Origin of the sequence: Paraclostridium sp. MRS3W1, from assembly GCF_032465715.1 — a bacterium.
Lineage (GTDB): Bacteria > Bacillota > Clostridia > Peptostreptococcales > Peptostreptococcaceae > Paraclostridium > Paraclostridium dentum.
The window spans coordinates 1-20,554 of the sequence record NZ_JAWDJM010000144.1 but is presented as its reverse complement, the minus strand read 5'-3'; the positions used below and the strand labels follow the sequence as shown (position 1 = coordinate 20,554).

Annotated in this window: 19 protein-coding genes; 13 read left to right on the top strand and 6 right to left on the bottom strand. The window is 27.9% G+C overall.

Annotation, left to right across the window (positions count from 1 at the left end; all coding sequences use genetic code 11):
- Window positions 1-970: polysaccharide pyruvyl transferase family protein (locus tag RWY47_RS11510; protein ID WP_316030338.1), on the bottom strand; the 970-nt coding region annotated here is incomplete at its 3' end.
- A gap of 15 nt (window positions 971-985) precedes the next feature.
- Window positions 986-2,824: a glycosyltransferase gene (locus tag RWY47_RS11505; RefSeq protein ID WP_168932281.1), complete on the bottom strand. Its 1,839-nt coding sequence runs from the start codon at window positions 2,822-2,824 to the stop codon at window positions 986-988.
- A 122-nt stretch (window positions 2,825-2,946) separates the two neighbouring features.
- Here RWY47_RS11505 and RWY47_RS11500 point away from each other — a divergent pair, with 122 nt between their 5' ends.
- The 3 genes from RWY47_RS11500 to RWY47_RS11490 all read left to right on the top strand — a co-directional run bounded on the left by RWY47_RS11500 (window position 2,947) and on the right by RWY47_RS11490 (window position 6,782).
- On the top strand, window positions 2,947-4,029 hold the full coding sequence (locus RWY47_RS11500; protein ID WP_150842953.1) for a glycosyltransferase: 1,083 nt from the start codon (window positions 2,947-2,949) through the stop codon (window positions 4,027-4,029).
- Between the two features lie 110 nt (window positions 4,030-4,139).
- Complete coding sequence (locus RWY47_RS11495; protein ID WP_224170223.1) at window positions 4,140-4,505, top strand: hypothetical protein; 366 nt, start codon at window positions 4,140-4,142, stop codon at window positions 4,503-4,505.
- 27 nt (window positions 4,506-4,532) lie between these two features.
- Window positions 4,533-6,782, top strand: coding sequence for a DUF11 domain-containing protein (locus tag RWY47_RS11490; RefSeq protein ID WP_224170224.1), 2,250 nt, complete (start codon window positions 4,533-4,535; stop codon window positions 6,780-6,782).
- Window positions 6,783-6,934: 152 nt separating this feature from the next.
- Here the strand turns inward: RWY47_RS11490 and RWY47_RS11485 are convergent, their stop codons facing one another.
- Window positions 6,935-7,375, bottom strand: coding sequence for a hypothetical protein (locus tag RWY47_RS11485; RefSeq protein WP_224170225.1), 441 nt, complete (start codon window positions 7,373-7,375; stop codon window positions 6,935-6,937).
- Window positions 7,376-7,595: 220 nt separating this feature from the next.
- Between RWY47_RS11485 and RWY47_RS11480 the strand changes: the two genes are divergently transcribed.
- From RWY47_RS11480 to pepI, 3 genes are all read left to right on the top strand, one after another.
- Window positions 7,596-8,423: a motility protein A gene (locus RWY47_RS11480; RefSeq protein ID WP_021431288.1), complete on the top strand. Its 828-nt coding sequence runs from the start codon at window positions 7,596-7,598 to the stop codon at window positions 8,421-8,423.
- Window positions 8,416-9,156, top strand: a complete 741-nt coding sequence (locus RWY47_RS11475) for an OmpA/MotB family protein (RefSeq protein ID WP_316030337.1) — start codon at window positions 8,416-8,418, stop codon at window positions 9,154-9,156. Before RWY47_RS11480 ends, RWY47_RS11475 begins: the two co-directional genes overlap by 8 nt.
- Before the next feature lie 260 nt (window positions 9,157-9,416).
- On the top strand, window positions 9,417-10,298 hold the full coding sequence (gene pepI, locus RWY47_RS11470) for a proline iminopeptidase (RefSeq protein ID WP_021431286.1): 882 nt from the start codon (window positions 9,417-9,419) through the stop codon (window positions 10,296-10,298).
- 50 nt (window positions 10,299-10,348) lie between these two features.
- Here the strand turns inward: pepI and RWY47_RS11465 are convergent, their stop codons facing one another.
- Window positions 10,349-11,326 (bottom strand): aromatic acid exporter family protein, encoded by a 978-nt coding sequence (locus tag RWY47_RS11465; RefSeq protein ID WP_224170226.1) that lies wholly within the window; start codon window positions 11,324-11,326, stop codon window positions 10,349-10,351.
- A gap of 149 nt (window positions 11,327-11,475) precedes the next feature.
- On the opposite strand from RWY47_RS11465, the gene RWY47_RS11460 reads away from it, so the two are divergent.
- The 7 genes from RWY47_RS11460 to RWY47_RS11430 all read left to right on the top strand — a co-directional run bounded on the left by RWY47_RS11460 (window position 11,476) and on the right by RWY47_RS11430 (window position 17,831).
- Complete coding sequence (locus RWY47_RS11460; RefSeq protein ID WP_021431284.1) at window positions 11,476-11,904, top strand: N-acetyltransferase; 429 nt, start codon at window positions 11,476-11,478, stop codon at window positions 11,902-11,904.
- 67 nt (window positions 11,905-11,971) lie between these two features.
- Entirely contained in the window at window positions 11,972-12,763 is a 792-nt protein-coding gene (proC, locus tag RWY47_RS11455) for a pyrroline-5-carboxylate reductase (protein ID WP_150842948.1), read from the top strand.
- A gap of 198 nt (window positions 12,764-12,961) precedes the next feature.
- Window positions 12,962-13,765: a hypothetical protein gene (locus RWY47_RS11450; RefSeq protein ID WP_224170227.1), complete on the top strand. Its 804-nt coding sequence runs from the start codon at window positions 12,962-12,964 to the stop codon at window positions 13,763-13,765.
- A 12-nt stretch (window positions 13,766-13,777) separates the two neighbouring features.
- A complete protein-coding gene (locus RWY47_RS11445) occupies window positions 13,778-14,905 on the top strand; it encodes an ATP-binding protein (RefSeq protein WP_224170228.1) in 1,128 nt (375 codons plus the stop codon).
- 3 nt (window positions 14,906-14,908) lie between these two features.
- A complete protein-coding gene (locus RWY47_RS11440) occupies window positions 14,909-16,318 on the top strand; it encodes a vWA domain-containing protein (RefSeq protein WP_224170229.1) in 1,410 nt (469 codons plus the stop codon).
- 118 nt (window positions 16,319-16,436) lie between these two features.
- Window positions 16,437-16,955: a hypothetical protein gene (locus RWY47_RS11435; RefSeq protein ID WP_150887480.1), complete on the top strand. Its 519-nt coding sequence runs from the start codon at window positions 16,437-16,439 to the stop codon at window positions 16,953-16,955.
- Window positions 16,956-17,123: 168 nt separating this feature from the next.
- Window positions 17,124-17,831, top strand: coding sequence for a TraX family protein (locus tag RWY47_RS11430; RefSeq protein WP_150842944.1), 708 nt, complete (start codon window positions 17,124-17,126; stop codon window positions 17,829-17,831).
- A 47-nt stretch (window positions 17,832-17,878) separates the two neighbouring features.
- On the opposite strand, the gene purF is transcribed toward RWY47_RS11430, so the two are convergent.
- Window positions 17,879-19,222, bottom strand: a complete 1,344-nt coding sequence (gene purF, locus RWY47_RS11425; protein WP_316030336.1) for an amidophosphoribosyltransferase — start codon at window positions 19,220-19,222, stop codon at window positions 17,879-17,881.
- 1 nt (window position 19,223) lies between these two features.
- Window positions 19,224-20,537: a phosphomethylpyrimidine synthase ThiC gene (gene thiC, locus RWY47_RS11420; RefSeq protein WP_150842942.1), complete on the bottom strand. Its 1,314-nt coding sequence runs from the start codon at window positions 20,535-20,537 to the stop codon at window positions 19,224-19,226.
- Between the last annotated feature and the right edge of the window lie 17 nt (window positions 20,538-20,554).

Below are 20,554 nucleotides of genomic sequence, written 5' to 3'. Positions count from 1 at the left end.
AACTTATACAATCTAGAATATCATCATATAAATTTTTTGAATCTGTAGGTACGATAAGTTTATCACAATCAATAGATTTAACGAAGTCAAAGCACTTAAATCTATAGCCTAAACAAATAAAAGGTGTATTTGCGACAGCAGATGTTATATTTCCGTGAAGTTTGAAATTTATAGAAAATTCACATCTTTTTAATAAACTCATTAATTGACCACCACTATATATATTTGTATCAACAATTAAATTATCACTAGGTTTAATTTTTTTATAAAAATCTAAAAAAGGCTTTAAGTCTTGTTCCCACATGATATATAGATAAACTGTATATCCATTGTCTATTAAATAATCGCATACTTTTGAAAGTTCATCAGATACACTATCTTCATCATTACCATAAATCTTATTCAAACTAGAACCCCAGTTTACAGCAACAATTTTATCTGCTGGGTCTAATGTGGTTATAGGCATATAATCTACTAGAGGTTTTTCTTGTAAAGCAAATCCTGGATCACCAGAAATTATTAAATTACTAATATCAACAAATGATTTTTTTATTAAATTATAGGTTAAAGGACCTCTAACGCCTACAAATTCACAATTAGGTATTATTTCTTGTAAAATAATCTCACCATCATCAGGGAATAAATATGCAGGAGTATTTTCTTCCATTAGGGATACTATATAATCTTTTTCAGCCCAATCATATCCACTTCCCCAAATGAATATTTTAGAGCCAGATTGAAAACTTCTGTAAAGTATTTCTATATAGCCTGGAAGTAAAAGTGATCCACCTCCTAGTACAACAACATCATAGGTAGGCAAATTATTTAAATCACTATCTTCAAAATTGTTTACTATTTTATATTTTTCAGAGACACCATGTTTTTCACATAAATCTAAGAATATATCCCACATAAGTTCATCGCCTATGTTGTTTTGTCCAAGCCACCCAATATATAATAATTTTTTCATTTAACCAGCTCCATTTTAATGAAAGTTTTTAAGCGAATTCATGTAAACACGTATCAATCTATCTGTATTAGATTTTATATCGAAGAAATTTCTAGCCCAGTCATAGCAAGATTCAGCATATTCAGAAAGTCTATCTTTATTTTCATATACATACTTAATATCGTTATATAGGAATGAAGCATTATTAGACTTTATAGATTTATGGTCACCAAAATAAACTCTCCATGCACTTTCAATATTATCATTGCTAAGGATACCGAAATAACCATTATTACCAGATGCAATAACAGGCTTTTTACAAGCAAAAGCTTCAATTGCCACACGACCTGTTCCTACTATACAATCAGCATTAAGATAATAATCAACCACATTTGTTTTACCACCAACTAGATGTATACATTTTTTTCCTAATAAAGCATTAGTTCTATTTGCGATACCAACTAATTGGTTAAAGTCAGGACCATCACCAACTATAATTAGATGTAGATTTAGATTTTCAATACGTACTAGGTCACGACAAACCCTTAATAAATTTTCAGCAACCCTTGTTTTACTCCAAGCAATTCTAGAGCAATAAACTATAGTAAATGCATCTTCATCAATACCAAGTTCTTCTTTTATAGATAAATTAGGAGACTTAGAAACATAATTATCAAAATCTATAGAATTTGGAATTACAGTTGATTGTACGTTATATTCAAGTAGCCAATCATAAGTAGGTTGGCTAACACTTATTACAGAGTCAGATAAATTAAGTCTGTCATATAAAATATCGTAATAGTAAAGTCCATGAACGGTAAAAATACATGGAATTTCAAGTTCTTTGCCTATATCTATACATAATGCTCCAGAAGGTGATTGATGGGCATGAATTATATTTATATTTTCAGCCAAGATTATCTGCTTTATTTTATTTTTGTATCTACTTTCAGTTGCTGAATCCTTTATTACATAAAGTGGGAAATCTATATTATAAATTGTACATCCTAATTTAAGAAATTCAGATGAATAAGGGCCATGATCTGCTAATAAGCAAACTTTTATACCCCTGTCTAAAAACTCTTTAATAAGACTATACACATGAGTTTCAGTTCCACCTATATTTAGACTATCTAATACCATTAAAACTTTTAAATCTTTTTCGTCTATAGCAAATTTATTTATATCGTAATATATTTTCGAACGTTGATTTTCATGTAATCTATAATAATATAGCTCTTCATCTATATTATCTATTCCAAAGGGCAGCAGTTTTGTGATAAATTCATAGTCTTCGGCACCTTCAAGTTTTCTAGAAAGGCCACCTATACTATCAAATACGCTCCCTTTAATCAATAAAGAACCATGGCAAACGCAGTTAAGACCTGTTGAGTATACGTCTTTTATATTATCTACACCAAATTCTATACCAGTTGGCTCAGATATTGGTGTAGGATCGTCATTATTAAAAGTTGCATAATTAGTACCAACAGCACTTATTTCTTTATGCTCATTTAAAAAACTGACTTGTTTTTTTATTCTATCTTTATGAGATTTATCATCTCCATCATGCATTGCTATATATTCGCCTTGAGCTAAAAATAGTCCATATGTTACGGCACCGGAGAAACCTACATTTTTAGGTAGTTCTATTAGCTTTATATAATTATCATTTTTAAAAGAATTTTTATTTTTTCTTATCCAATTTTTGATTTTTGATACACTATTATCTGTTGATTTATCATCGACAATAATAATTTCTATATTTTCATAAGATTGATTAAGTATAGAATTTAAGCATTCTAGTATATAGTTTTCATTATTATAGTTTGAAATAACTATACTAACCAAACCATCAATTCTACTGAATTTCATAGAAATAAACCTCCTTAGTAGTCTATTGGAATAATATCGAAACATTAACTTAATTAGACAATATACTATATAGTATATTATTTTAAAAAATTTGATACTTAAATATAAAAAAAGGTGGTTTTATGAACATACTTATGCTACTAGATCAGTTTGGTTTTGGAGGAACAGAAACTCATGTGCTTACACTATGTGAGAGTTTAAATAAAGCTAATATAAAAACAATAATTGCAACTTTAAATGAAAGTAAAATTAATAGTATATATAAAGGTAAAATTAATTTTAAAATTATAGGTAAATATGAATATGAATCTAGAATTGAAAGGTTAAAAAAATTCGTAAATCTATATAAAATAGATTTGATACACTGCCATGGCTTAGAAAGTATGATTCTTGCAAGAAAATTATATGATTTAACAAATATGCCTTATATAATAACAATTCATGGACTTTACTATTCTAAAGAGCTACTATTATACGCATGTAAAAGAGCAAAACATATAATAGCAGTTAGCAAACCCGTAGAACAATTAGTATGTGGTAGTGTCTATGGAAATGACATGGATAAAGTATCATTAATTTATAATGGAATTAAAATTAAAAAAGGTGATGAAATAATTCAAAATAATAATTTAAAATGTAAACTAGGGATTCCAGTTGATGCTAAGGTAATTTTGTATTGTAGCAGACTTAGTTTTAGCAAAGGAAGGTTAGCTGAAAATTTGATACATCAAGCAAAAAATTTACTTAAAGATAATATATATATATTAATAGCAGGAAACGGAGTAAAGAAAAAATCAATTGATTTTTATGCAAATCAAATAAATTGTGAATACAAAAAAAATAAAATAATAACAATAGGCAACATTTACAACATAAATGCTTATTATGGAATAAGCGATATAGTAGTTGGAACTGGAAGAGTAGCAATTGAAGCATTAAATTTTTCAAAACCAATAATTTGCACTGGGATAAAAGATTATTTAGGAATATTTAGTTTTGAAAATAATAATGAAATCTTAGATACTTACTTTGGAGATCATGGATTTAACCATAAAATTGAAAAATTAAGCATTGAAAGTAGTATAAGATATCTGTTAGAAAACCCAGGCAAATACAAAGAAATATCCGATTGGGGAAAGTCATATTGCGATAGTAATTTTGACTTAGAGAAATTAATAAAACAATATATGGTTATTATCAATTAAACACATGATTTTTATTATGTAACAAGATTAAATGCAAAGTCATAAAGTAATTATATATTGTATGACATTTTTTATGTAAATATGACATTTTATAGGAGTGATACAATAATATGATTGATCAAAATTTAGTAAAACAGAGGATAGATCTAGGATTGGGATGGGTTGTACTTAATCAAAATCAAGATAAGTCTTTTGGTACTTCATATCCAATTTTAAATACTGCTTTAGTAGTATTAGAACTAGAGCAATACGCAATAAGTCAGGGGATTTATCCATTAGATGTGTCGTATAAATATTATAATAATTTAGTTGGTGCACTTGAATACTTATTTTTAAATGCAAATCAAAATAATCATGGTATTTATTATGAGGAAGATGGAAATATAAATTATACAACGGGTGTTGTATTAGCTGCTATATGTGCAAGTCAATCTCCAGATCAAGTAATAAATAATGGGCCTAATTTTATAAAATGAATGTCTTATAAAAGTGTAGCCCAATATATGATTAATTATTTAGAATATTCGCAGGAGTTTAATGGTGGATGGGGATATAGCATAAATAATTATGATGACATAGCTAATAATTATGTATCAGGATATGTTGGATTAGGTTTTTTACTTGCTACAAACCCTTTATATAAATTCAACTTGCAAGTAGATGGCAATACAATTGATAAGTTTAGTGATTGGGTTGATTATATACAAAACAATAATGGTGGTTCTGGATATAGTAACCCAGAAGAAAATTTAGATATTTTAAAAACAGGAAATCTACTATTAGAAATGAATTTCTTAAATCGCTCTCAAGTAGATAGTAGTGTTTTATTAGCAACAGACTATATAGCTAACAATTGGGATGAGCCAGCTTATTCTTTAAATCCAGGATGGAATTCGAGTCCTGTTGCTAATTATCAAGCAACATATGCGCTTATGAGTGGATTGACGGGATATGGATTTGATAAAATTGATCAGACAATATCTCCGTTTAAAGAAATAGATTACGCTAATGACGTTACAAATGTTTTATTAGAACAACAAAATTCAGATGGTTCATTCAAGGCGAACCCTAACGACTTTTATCAAAGAGAACAAATGATGTCAACTATATGGGCATTACTTACTTTACAAGCAGTTATTACTAGAACTTATGATATAGGTGTAGTACTATCAAGTGATAAGTCAATTGTAAGAGCAAATGACATTGTAACTTATACTATTAATATATCTAATATAGGAAATATAGATATATTAAATGCAGTTGTAAAAGATACAATTCCACCTGAGCTAAGTTTTATAGATGGAAGTGTTACTATAGATGGGGTTAATCAGCCTGTGGGTGTTTCTCCAGTAAATGGAATTCAAATAGGTTCAGTTAAGATAGGCCATACTAAGGTTGTGACATATAAATGCAAGGTATTGGCTACAGTTGAAACAGAAATTAGTAATATAGTAAGTGTAACATTTGATTATATTCCACCATATGGAAGAATTATAACTAATAAAACAGAAGAATCTAACGAAGTTTCTATTAGGTTTACGATAACAAGTTTAGCTATTACTGCGGATATAAATAAACCTAATGCAGTTGTAGGTGAAATTTTGACTTATACTATAAATGTAACAAATAATGGTAAAATATTTTTAGATAACATCATTGTAACCGACCCTCTAGACCCTAATCTACAGTATATGAATAATTTGAAAATAAATGGAATTCCTACAGCTGGAAACATAGTAGATGGTGTAAATATAGGAAGTTTAAATGTTGGGCAAACAACAGTAATAAATTTTGATGTTAAAATAATTAGTGTTCCTCCAAATGGAACAATATCAACTGAAATAACTGCGACTTATGACTATAATAAGCCTACAATTTTAACTGAAAGAGAAGTTAAAAATGTTATAAAAGAAGCTAATCCTAGAATAACTATATCAGCATCAATTACAGTGGAAGTTATAATCAAAGTAAGTGTTGTCAATCCAGAGATATCCGTATCTAAAACATGTAGTAAGACCTCAATAAAAATAGGAGAAACGGCTATTTACACTATTGAAATATTAAATAGTGGAGAGTTAGACTCTATATCTACTAAATTGGTAGATGTATTACCAGGTCAATTGCAAGTAATGGAAATAAAAATGGATGAAAAAATTATATATGGAGATTTAGTAGAAGGAATCAACTTAGGACCGACTACAAGTGGTATGAAAAAGTCAGTATATATAACAGTTAAAGGAGTAGATACCCTAGAAAATTATAAAAATACGAGCACAATAAATATGGAGTTTTTACAGGTGGAAGGAGGATCTAAATCAACCTTGATATTAGAAGCAATTTCAAATAACACTCTTTCTGTTACAGGATCTAAATTAGTATTAACTCAATTAATATGTCCTACAAATTCTGAAGTATTTGGTACAGTAAAATTTGATATAAAAGTAAAAAATACAGGAGTAATAACACTTAAAAATGTAACCGTGTCAAATTCATTGCCATCAAATTTACAGTATATATACGGCAGTTTATATATAAATGGATGCAAGGCATCATGCCAAAATATATCATGTGGTATAAACTTAGGAAATATCAACCAAGGTCAAGCGGTTATAATTCAATTTAAAGCCAAAGTTATTAGTAATTTATTTAATCCTATATATAATTTTAGTCAGGCTTACTATTATTATGATGTATCAGGCACATTAAAACAGATGTATTCTCAAAGTAATATTGTGTATTTATTTATAGATTAAAAAAATTTAATAATATATAGGTAATTTAAAATTGAATAATCAAAAAATAGATCCTACACAGTAAATAATAAAAAGTTTACCCTGAAGGATCTATTTTTTTGAATTGAAGAAAAAGTTAAAGAAAATAATGATTTAGATTTTAATAAATAAAATTATTTTTTTAATCCTAAATCTGAAAGCATTTGAGATATACCATAAGCTTCATCATATTTTGAATAATACTCTTTAAAAGCGTCATCAATAGAATAAGTTTTATAAACTTCAAATTCGATTCCTTGAAACTCGGCTTTAATGCAATTTAGATTAGAATTATTTAAATAGTTTTTTAATCGTAAAATGTAATCTTTTACTCCCTCTTGTGGAAGTACACTTAGTTCTTTCACATTTTTAGCAATTATATAACCAGATTGAGTTATTTCTTCAAAAGAAACATTTTGGATTAATTTATTTTTTAAATTTTCAATTGTATACTCATCAAGTTCTAAATCATCTATACTTTGAACATCTAAAAGCTCTTGAATCTTGTCTAAAATCAAAGATTCATTCCAACCATATTCAATACAATTATTGTTATTTTTAATTTCATTTTTCATAATGTAAATCTCCTAAGCTAAACTTTTTAGTATTATATAAAAATTATATCATTTTATATAAAAAATTAAAAAATATTTAATTTATAAAAAGTATTAAGTTAAAATTATGTAAAAACTTAACAAAAACTTTACTTAATATATTATAAAAAAAGCCGAAAATATAATTAATAAATGAGGGCAAAACTCTTAATTTATGATGAAAAAGGAGGAATAACAAATTATGTCTGGATTAATTTTTTTAATACTAGGTTTTGGTGCTTTAATATTAGGGTTTATAGGTGAAGGAGGTCATGCAACAGCACTTATTTCATGGACTTCATTTGTAATTGTTTTTGGAGGAACATTTGGATCTTTAGGAACATCTTTCACTTTAAAACAGTTAAAAAATATAGGGAGTATTTTACGTGTAGCGTTTACTAGAAAATCAACAGATTTAATTGAATTAATTTTTTATTTTGACCATGTATTACACAAGGTAAGAAAAGATGGTTTTTTAGGACTTGAAGAAGAATTACAGGAAGATGAAAATATGAATCCTTTTATTAAAAAGGGACTTCAATCAGCGGTTGACGGTGTTAAGCCTGAAGATATTAGAAATATGCTAGAAATAGAAGCTGCAATGAGCTCTAAGAGACATAAAACAGGAGCATCTATATTTGACTCAGCAGGAGGAACAGCACCTACTATGGGTATAGTTGGTACTGTGTTAGGATTGGTTCATGTTCTTGGAGGATTAGCTAAAGCAGATATGAACGCATTAGGAGGAAGTATATCTGCTGCATTCTTAGCAACACTTTATGGTCTTGGTAGTGCAAACTTAATATTTCTTCCAATAGCAACTAGACTTAAAAATTTGGCTAAAGATGAACAACTTGAGAAGTTTATCATAATAGAAGCTATTTCATTGATTCAAGATAATGTAAGCCCAACAACTTTAAGAGACACACTTAAAGGATTTCTAAATACAAAAGATCAAACTAAATTAGAAAATAGGTATTTTGGGACTCAAAATAGTGAGTTGAATAAGGAGGAACAACAAAGTGCATAAAAGAAAAATGTATGAAGAAGAGGAACAAGAACATGAAAACCATGAACGTTGGTTGCTTTCTTATGCAGATTTTATAACCTTATTAATGATTTTCTTTATAATAATGTATGCCATGAGTAGTATAGATAAAGGAAAGTACGAAAAATTAACAACAGCTTTAAATCAGGCAATGGGAGATGGTAGCGCTATTGCAGACACTGGTAGTAAAATGGGTGGAGAAGTAGGAAATGGACTAATTGAAAATGAAAAATTAAAAAAAGTAAAAGAGAATATAGATAAATACTTAAAAGAAAATAACCTTTCAGATAGTGTAAGTACAACTATAGAAAAAAGAGGACTAGTTATTAGTTTTAAAGATTCATTATTTTTTGATAGCGGGAAAGCAGAAGTAAGACCAGAACAAGTTGACAAGCTTATCAAAATTAGTAAAATTATAAATCAATCTATGGGAAGCGATAACTTTATAAAAGTTGAAGGCCATACAGACTCTGTTCCTGTACATAATAATGAGTACAAATCTAACTGGGATTTATCTGTAATGAGAGCTAGCAATGTTGCGCAAATTTTAATTGATAAAGCAAGTGTATCACCAGAGCGATTATCTGCTACTGGATATGGAGAATATAGACCAAAAGCTGAAAATAGTACAAATGAAGGTAAAGCAACTAACAGAAGAGTAGATTTATTAATTATGAACTCGAAATATAATGAAGTTGAGAATAACAAAAAGTAAGCTTATATGACTTAAGTACAAAGTTAATTAAATAGATAGAATTCTTAGTAAAACCTACTAAATTAATATTTTAAAAAATATTAATTTAGTAGGTTTTATATTTTATACAAAATCTTATGAAAATTATATGTTATACTATTTGTAAAGGAAAATAAAAATGTGATAGTGCATTTAGTGGACATTGAAAAAGAATAGGATATGAAAACGTATTACTAAAAGAAATTATTATTATTCTTAATGACAAATTGGAGGGGATTAACATGAAAATAACTGAAGGATATATGCCTTTTGAAGGTTTTAAAACTTACTATCGTATAGTAGGAGAATCAACACAAGGAAAGAAACCATTAGTGCTACTTCATGGAGGGCCAGGTTCTACACATAATTATTTTGAGGTATTAGACAAAGTAGCTGAAACTGGTAGACAAGTAATAATGTATGACCAAATTGGATGTGGAAACTCATTTGTAGAAGGGCATCCAGAACTATTTAATGCTGATACTTGGATAAAAGAGCTTATTGAACTTAGAAAACATTTAGGTCTTGAAGAGATTCATTTATTAGGACAATCTTGGGGTGGAATGCAAGCTATTTGGTATGCTATAGAGTATAAACCAAAGGGAATTAAATCATATATTCTTTCATCTACGCTTTCTTCTGCAAAACTGTGGGAAGAAGAACAAAAAAGAAGAATTTCATATATGAACAAAGCTGACCAACAAGCATTACTTGATGCAGTAAATTCTGGAGATTATTCTAGCGATGAATACAACAATGCACTAGATAAGTTTATGGAAATGCACTGTGCAGGCAAGGTAACTGAAAATGATCCTGAGTGTTTAAGAAGACCTAAGAAATCAGGTTCTGAAGCATATGTTGTAGGATGGGGGCAAAATGAATTTTCGCCTACAGGAACTCTTTCTGGATATGAGTTCACAGATAGATTAGATGAAATAAAAGAACCTTGTTTAATAACTAGTGGGTCTAGAGATTTATGCTCACCATATATTGCAAAGACTATGTACGATAAAATACCTAATAGTGAATGGGAATTGTTCCAATATTCAAGACATATGCCTTTTGTTGAGGAAAACGATAAATACATAGAAGTTTTAACTAAATGGCTAGATAAAAATGACTAAAATTGTATAGATTAAAAAATAGATTAAGCATATAATGCTTAATCTATTTTTTATTGTTTATAATAATTACTATCTCTAAGTGTTTGTGCTTGTTTACGATTAATTAAAAATTGTTTTAATTCAGTTAAACATAAAAATAAAATAGCTCTATTTTCAAACTCGTTCCTATTTATCGGTAGTGGTTCATTTTTCATACTAATCATTAACCTGTTTAACTCATCAAGAAGTTGATTTACAGTTTCTGATTCAAACGAAGCATGACCGATTTTATGTATAAAAGCAGATAGAATATGTGCTTGTGGAGGAGTACAACTTAATTGTGATACATGAGTATATAAGTTTTCTAATATATCTCTCTGACTTTTAATAATATCCATGTGATCTAGAAAAAACTTAGTGTCGCTTAATAAACTATTATTAATATTGTCATAAGCCTCAGAAATACTGCTATTAATAAGCATATTTAGAGTATTTAAATCAAAAGTATATTTATTTTCTTTGTTGGGATTTACGATAATATCTGCGATATCTATAAGGACAGTACTTACTTCATTTTGTAGCTGTCTTTGACCTTCATAGATTTTGTTTATGTTCGTAGGAATATACATATTTATAATAACTCCTATTCCAGCACCTATAACAAATATTCCAGCTTCGTTTAAAATTAAGCTAGTAGAAATATCACCTTTCATGAAGTAATGAGAGGCAATAACTACGCACATAGCTATAACATCCTGAATTTTTAATAAAAAGCAAATAAATATAATTATAAATATAAATATTGAAAATGAAACTAAATGGTATCCTAAAGTATTAAAACATAAGTATGAAAAAATTGTGCATAGGAAAAATCCATATATTTTTCCAATAGTACCTTTAAGTGTTTCTTTTTTTGTATTTTTTACTGTTAGCAAAACTATAACTCCAGCTACCATTGAATATTCTAAATTTAATAACCAAGCAATAAATATGGCTAAGGAACTTCCTAAGGATAATTTTATTATTTTAAGTGTATTAATTTTATTCAATTATGAACCTCCTTTGGATAAATCTACAATGTACATTTTATCACAAAATTTATATAGTTTAATACAAAACAAATCAATATGTATTTATTTGTTTGATAATTAATGATAAAGTTGAACTATAAGTAATATAGAAAGGAGTGATAGATTAGATGATTAGAAAATTTAAAAATGCCGATATAGATAAACTCATGGATATATGGCTAGAAAGTACTGTGAGAGCCCATAACTTTATATCCAGAGAATACTGGGAAAGTAATTATAAGGTTGTAAAAGATGCATATATGCCTATAGCAGATACCTTTGTATATGAAGAAGATGGAGAAATAAGAGGATTTATAAGTATTATAAATAATGAATTTATAGGAGCGTTATTTGTTGATGTAAAATTTCAAGGCATGGGTATAGGAAGTAAATTAATAGATTATTCGATTGAAAAATACAAAAAGCTTACTCTATCAGTATACAAAGAAAACCAAAAATCAGTAGAATTTTATAATAGAAAAGGATTTAAAATAATTGAAGAAGGATTAAATGAAGACTCTGGATACACAGAATACATAATGGAAAATAAAATATAGATTGTGGTATTATATTAAAATACAGATATAAATATAAAAGACATACTATACAACTTGGAGGAACGATATGATAGCAAATACTAAAATAGGTTTTATTGGTTTTGGAAATATGGCAAAGGCTTTGGCAGAAGGTCTTATTATAAAAAACGTTGTTAAGTCTAATCAAATTTATGCTTGTGCAAGAAATTGGGATAATCTATGTAAAAGTACTCAAGCAAATGGTATGAATGCATGTAAAACATCTCAAGAATTAGTAAATGAAAGTGACATAGTTGTTATTGCGGTTAAACCTAATGTTATACCATCAGTAATTGAACCTATAAAGGAAAATTTAAAGGATAAAATAGTTATTTCTGTAGCAGCAGGATATACATTTGATAAATATGAAGAGTTATTACTTCCAGGAACATCACATTTAAGCACAATACCAAATACACCTGTATCAATAGGAGAAGGTATTATAGTTGCTGAAAACAAACATTCTTTATCTGAGTCAGAATGTGAATTAGTAGAAGAGCTATTTTCTAAAATAGCGCTGTTAGAATTTGTTGATAGTAATCAACTGTCTATAGCAGGAACGATTAGTGGATGTGGACCTGCATTTGCAAGTATGTTTATAGAAGCATTATCAGATGCTGCAGTTAAACACGGATTAACACGTGAAGCATCTTATAAATTAGCTAGCCAGATGATTTTAGGAACTGGTAAACTTCAAATAGAAACAGGAGAACATCCTGGAGCTATGAAAGATGCAGTGTGTTCTCCTGGTGGAACTACTATATTAGGAGTAACTACACTAGAGAAAAAAGGATTTAGAGGAGCTATAGTTGATGCAATAGATGCAATCGAAGGAAAATAAAAACTAAATATAATAAGTAAATTAAAAACATATATATAATAAATTTTATTTACAAACATTTTCCCTAACGCTAATATAGCTTTAGGGAATTTTATTTTGAATTTGTACAAATATTCTGTTTAAATTCGTGAAAAAAGTATATTAATATAATGAGAAATAAATATATATAAAATTAATCATATAAAGGAAAGGCATAATATGGAAGAAGCGAAAATTTTAAAAATGATAGATAATAACCCTAATATTATATCAACTATAAATAATCCAACAGAGCAAATGAAGTTGCTTGCAGTTAAAAAAAATGGTTTGGTGCTAGCTCATATAAAAAATCCAAATATAGAAATTCAAGAAGCAGCTATAGATAATAATATTAGAGCAATTAAATATATAGAAAATCCAAGTGAAGATATGATGATTAAAGCTATAAATTCTGGATGGAGCTTATTAGATTATATAAAAAATCCAACAGAAAAAGTTTTTAAATTAGCTTTAAATCAATCAGGATGGGCAATTCAATATATAAAAAATCCAAGTGAAGAATTACAGTTACTAGCAGTTAAAAAAGATTATGATTCAATAAAATATATAAAAAATCCTTGTGAAAATGCTCAGATAGAAGCAGTAAAAGCAAATTACGGTGCATTAAAGTATATAAATACACCTACTTATGAAGCGCAATCTATAGCAATTAAACAAAATGAAGCGGCTATTACATTCATAACAGATTTAGACAAGGATAAAATGTTAGCATTTTTAAAAATAAATATTTTAGTTATAAAATATATTTCAAGAGAAATATCAGAATATGAATTAGAAGAAATTCTAAAACAAGTATTATCAAATGAAGCTGTTGAAGATAAATATGTAAGAGACTTTTTAAATTGTAATATTATAGATAGAAATAGTGAAAATTTCAAAATGGATAAGATTATGTTCATTTATAAATATGGAAGTAAAACAGCAAAAAAAATAGCTGTAGATGAAAAATTAAAGATGATTTAGGAGAGAGACAGTATGAATTTTATAGATACATTAAAGAGTGTTAATTTAGTATTAGCTACAGGGGAAGTTCCTTTAGTAGTTGGAGAAAGTGGAATAGGAAAAACTGCATTAGCAAAAAAAATTGCTAAAGAAAATGATTGGAGTTTAATTGTTATAGATGGAAACTTACTTAAAGAAGGTGAAATAGGAGGTCTTCCAACAGTAGAATCTTATGTAGTGCTTAATTCAAATGGAGAAAATGTAGAAAAGAAAACTACTATATATGCAGTTCATAATAAATTAAGAGAAATTGATGAAGAAATAGCTAAAGGACGAAATGTTCTATTATTTATAGATGAGATAAATAGATGTGAACATACAGTACAACAAGAACTTATGAATCTTATATTAAATAGAGAAATAAATGGATATAAGTTAAATGACGAAGTTAAAATATTAGCTGCAATGAATCCATCAAGTAAATACGGTTCAGACTTTGATTATCAGGTTGTGGACATGGATGCAGCTCAAGAAAATAGATTTGTATGGTTAAATATGGAAGCAGACCATACACAGTGGATAAACTGGGCAATAAGAGAGGGTATAGAAGATAAAGTAATAGAATTTATATCTACTTTCCCTGAATATTTGCACAAGATAAATGATGAAGATGTTAGATCAACTCCTAGAAGTTATGAGAGAGTTTCTAAAAGTTATACGATTTTTAAAGAACAAAAAGATTCAATACCTAGATCTGTATTTTTAAATGTAATAAAAGGAAATGTAGGAAAAGTTATAGCTGAAGAATTTATAAGCTTCATTGAATCAGATTGTAGTCCTTTAGTATCATATGAAGATATTTTTTTAGGAGAAACATTAGATTCAGAAATTATAGAAAAAGTAAAAAATGAAAGTCATACAAGATTGTACTTATCAGCTATGAATATTTTAAAAAAGCTAGAGTTAAATATAAAATATAATAATGATTCAAAAGTTTATATAGATAGATTAATTGAGTTTTTAAAATTATATCCTATAGATTTAATGGTTGGAATTATGAAAGACATCAAGAGTAGTTATCCTGAATTATATAAAATAGCCATAGAAAATGAAAGATTTATAGAACTATATTTTGAATCTTATAGTTTAATAAGGGGATAGCGTATGGAAAATTATTTTATTAAACAAACAGAAGGTCTTTATTATAGAGCAAATGAAATAATTAATCAATTTTCTATGTTAAAAGCTAACCGTAAAGGGGAAACATTTGAGATAGATATACCGAAAGACTTTAAAAATGAATTTTTTAAACTTGTATATAAAGTTAGCTTAAGTATCATGGAAGATAAAGATAACTTTTATGGATATTTTTTATTTCAAATGGGAAGAGAAATAAGATTTGATATAAGTAGCCCTACTGCTGTTAACTTTAAAGGCGCAAAGTATATTATATATTTTAATCCTTTAATATTTTTAAACCTTAATATGAGACAAATGGAAAGTACAATAAAGCATGAAATTCTTCACGTAGTATCAATGCATTTACTAAGAGCGAAAAAATTAAAAGGGAATTATAGCACATTAGCTATAAACATGGCTATGGATATAGTAGTAAATAAGTTTTTAAATAACCTGCCTCCATATGCTACAACTTTAGAATCGGTAAATGTAAAATATTCTATGAAGCTTGAGCCATATGAAACATTTGAATATTATGTTGAAAATATTCAGACTGAACTTAACTTGATGGAACAAGATGATGAAGGTGAAGTGGATGATAGTAATGTAGGAGAAGATGTTGAAACTGAATTTAGCCCTGAACATACTCATGATATATGGGAGGATTCAGAAGATATAGATGAAAAAACATTTAAAGAATTTACTGAAAAATTTGCTAATAATGCTCAAAAAGGAAAACTTCCAGACTATTTAGAAGATATGATATCAGCTCTTAAAAATAGTAAAGGTGAATTGCCTTGGAATTTATATTTAAAAAAATTGATGGGAACAGTTGAAAGTAATAAAAAGAAAACTATAACAAGAAGAAATCGAAGACAGCCAAATAGATTGGATTTAAGAGGAGAACTTAGAGGTCATAAAGCAGAAATAGGAGTAGCACTTGATATAAGTGGCAGTATTAGCGATGAAGAATTTAAGCAAGCTATTAAGGAAGTACTAAATATAGTTAAAAACTATAATCAGGAAATTACTATAATTGAATGTGATAATGAAATTAAAAGAACTTATAAAGTTAAATCTTATAAAGATATAAAGGATAGGCTTAAAATAAGGGGAGGGACTAAATTTTCACCAGTATTTAACTATGCTAATAATAAAAAATTTAATCTATTAGTATATTTTACAGATGGGAAAGGTGAAGATAGGTTACAAGTAATTCCTAGAGGTTATAAAATTTTATGGGTTATATCTGGTAGAGGAGATAAGTTGTCTTTAAAAGAGCCTTATGGAGCAGTTAAAAAACTTAGCAAGGTTAAAATTAAAGAAGAAACAATAGATATGAGTGATGTTAGGGATGATGGATATTCAATGAATAATCAAGCTCCAACATTGTAAGTTATTAAAGCACATTGATAAAAAATCGATGTGCTTTATTCTTTAACCTTAAGCATGATACATATAAATTTTGGGCAATATTAAAATAAATAGCATTTATAAACGAGTAGACATATATATGATTAAAAAGTTACTTATCATTGTTTTGGTTAGTATTTTTATATCACATTTTTCTTCAAATATTACATTTGCACAAGATAGATATTATCCAAAGGTAGAAAACTTGCAGGGAAAAGAACAACTAATTACTGAACTAGAAGAGTTAAAAAGGATTAGGGAAAATATGAGTACAATTAATATTAAGTCAGATTTAGACTCAGATGGTTTACAACGTGCGAATCAGTATATAATTGCATATTTAACTGAGCTTAATTCAGTAAGAAATGACTTAGAAAATCATAGAGTTAATTATAAAAATTCTTTTGCTGATATATATTTCTCGGAGCAAATTCAATTTATAGCTGATAGCTATATAATAAGTTTGAGACAACAACAAAACTTATTAAGACAATTAGGTAAAAACAATTCTGATGCAAAAAAACTGTTTGAATCTGATTATCTTACTCCCACATATTACTATGTAACATTAGGGGATCAAATGTATTCATATATAGTTGAATATATTTCAATTTTATAAATACTAATAAAGAAAAACATGTTGAATATTTCAACATGTTTTTTTTCTTTCAAAAATGTAATCTTTATGAAAGATATATAAATATTAATAAAAATATACTTGTGATAATCTTATATAAGAATATACAAATGAATGAATATATGAAGTAGAAATCAAAGGAGAAAAAATATGCAAAAGTTCAGTAGCTTTACACTAAAAATTATGGCAATTATATTTATGGCGATGGATCATATATATACTTATTTTAGCCCTGCTGGTGTTGATATTCCTATATGGTTTGGATATTTAGGTAAATTAGCATCACCAATATTCTTTTATTTAATAGTAGAAGGATTTTTCTATACGAGAAGTAGAAGTAAATATATAACTAGAGTTTTTTCAATGGGAATATTGATGATTGGTGTAGATTTTTTAATTGGAATTGATAATAACATTTTCTTATCAATAGGATGCGCTTTAGTAATGCTTGTAGGAATAGATACAGCTAAAAATAAAGAAAATGAGTTAACTAAGAGAATAATAGGAGCTTTACTAGCTATTGTATTCATGGTTATAGGTGGGTTATTTACTGAGTCATCTATATTTGGAGTAGCTATGGTATTGATATTTTATTTCTTTAGAGATAAAAAACTTATTATGTCTATATTATACATTGCAATGGGATTATATGTTTTGACGAGTGCTATTGGACCAAACTTTATAGAAGCAGCAACACTATGGGATTATCAGTGGATGATGGTATTTGCAATAATTCCTATACTTATGTACAATGGTAAGTTAGGATTGAGCAATAAGTTTGTAAAATGGATGTTTTATTGGTTCTATCCAATACATCTAATTGTAATTGTATCTGTAGCAAAATTAATAGCTAATTAATTTTAAAAAGGAAGTAATTTAAATTACTTCCTTTTTTATTTATATAACTATAAAAAACATTTTAAGCATGCGGTTTTGTTTTTAGGAAGGACATTTAAAAATCCTGATATACTTAGATACCCCAAGCTATCAGCCCCTATGAAATTTGCAATTTCATTTAAATTCATAGCTGAAGCTAGAAGTTCAGATTTTGATGTATTAATACCTAAACAACAAGGTGATGTAACTATAGGTGAAGCAACTCTATAATGAATTTCTTTTGCACCTGCAGCTTTAAGAAGATACACTATTTTTTTACAGGTAGTACCTCTTATTATTGAGTCATCTACGACTACGACTTTTTTATTTTTTACGTTTTCTTTAATAACATTTAATTTCAAACTTACAGTTTCACATCTTTTAGATTGAGAAGGTTTTATAAAACTTCTACCTAAAAAATTATTTTTAACAAACCCAGTGGTAATAGGTATGGATGAAGCTTTAGAAAAACCTAGAGCAGCTGTATTACCTGACTCAGGAACACTTATTACAACATCTGCATCTACAGGATGTTCATTATATAAAGTTACACCAGATTTAAATCTCGTGTTATAAACATTAACACCATCAATAAAACTATCAACTCTAGAGAAATAAATATACTCAAAAGAACACGTCATACATTTACATAAGCTAGAAGTGTTAATAGTTGTTATTCCTAAAGTATCTATTTTAACAATTTCTCCAGGTAAAATGTCTCTTACAAATTCCCCATCCAAAATATCTATAACACAACTTTCAGAACATACTATATAGTCATCTTTAATTTTACCAATGCAAAGAGGCCTTATACCATTTGGGTCTCGAAATGCAAATAACTCATTTTTTGTAAGTAAAACGCATGAAAAACCACCATCTAATTTCTTTATTACTGAGCATAAAGACTCCTCAATAGAGTTTTTGTAATGTTTTTCAATAAGTTTTAATATTACTTCTGAGTCAGATGTAGTATTGAAATTAAATTCTTTTAATTCATTTTTTAATCTTAAAATATTAGTAATATTTCCATTGTGAGCTAAAGCTATATTAGTATTTGAATTATTATCAAAAATAGGTTGCGCGTTAAGCTCATTAATTTCACCAAAAGTAGAATAACGAACATGTCCTATTCCTAAATATCCATTTAAGTTTGGTGGTATATCACTAGAAAATACTTCATTAACCAATCCAACCCCTTTATAACATTTGATTGAATCTTTATCCGAAAAAGCTATTCCACAACTATCTTGTCCTCGATGTTGAAGTGTGATAAGTGACGAGTACAAAGAAGAATGTAAATTAACTTTCTTAGTAGCAAAAAGACCAACAACTCCACATTCTTCTTTATATTTATCCATACTGTCAACTTGCATTTTAGTTATCTGCTCTTAATATGTTAATGTCTTTTCCTTGCATTATCTTATTCATATTTCGAATGGAACACATTTTTCCACACATAGTACAACTATCGTTATGTTCAGGAGTAGATTCTTTTCTATATCTTTTAGCTTTTTCAGGATCTATACAAAGGGCAAACATTTTGTCCCAATCAAGTTCTTGTCTAGCTTTACTCATTTTATTATCCCAATCAATAGCACCAGGTATTTTCTTGGCTATATCACCAGAATGAGCAGCTATTTTAGTTGCTATTATACCTTCTTTAACATCATCTAAATTAGGTAGTCTTAGATGTTCTGCTGGAGTAACGTAGCACAAAAAGTCTGCCCCAAAACTAGAGGCTAAAGCTCCTCCAATAGCACTTGTTATATGATCATATCCTGGAGCAATATCTGTGACTATAGGACCTAATACATAAAATGGAGCGCCATGGCAAAGTTTTTTCTCAAGAATCATATTTGCTTGGATTTCATCTAAAGACATATGTCCAGGACCTTCTATAATAACTTGAACATTTTGATCCCAAGCTCTTAATGTTAATTCACCTAAAATCATTAACTCTTTTATTTGACATGCATCAGATGCATCTCTTATAGAACCTGGTCTACATGCATCTCCAAGACTTAAAGTTAAATCGTATTCTTTACAAATTTCTAGCAGATCGTCAAAATATTCAAAGAAAGGGTTTTCTTTGTTGTTTAATTCCATCCATGCATACATTAAAGAGCCACCTCTTGACACTATATTTGTAAGTCTTTTATTTCTTTTAAAAACAGCGGCAGTTTCTTTATTTATACCAGCGTGTATTGTTACAAAGTCAACACCGTCTTTTGCATGTTTTTTAACAACATCTAAAAATTCTTTAGCTGTAATATCTTTTAACTCTTTATCATAAAAACCAACAGCGTCATAAATTGGAACCGTTCCAATCATAGCACTAGAATTAGCTATAAGTTTTTTTCTGAATTCTTCAGTTTTTCCAAAAGAGCTTAAATCCATTATAGCCTCAGCGTTCATATCTAAAGCTAATTGAACTTTTTTCATTTCTTCATCAATATCATAGCAATCCTTAGATATACCCAAGTTTACATTAATTTTTGTTCTTAGGTTCTTCCCAACACCTTCAGGGTTTAAAGACTTATGATTTTTATTAGCTGGAATGACTATTTGTCCATTTGCAATTAAGTTTTTTAGAATTTTTATATCCATATTTTCTTTTTTAGCTACTATTTCCATTTCCTTTGTAGTAATTCCTTTTTTAGCAGCATCCATTTGAGTTGTGTAATTCATTTTTAAATCCCCTTTAC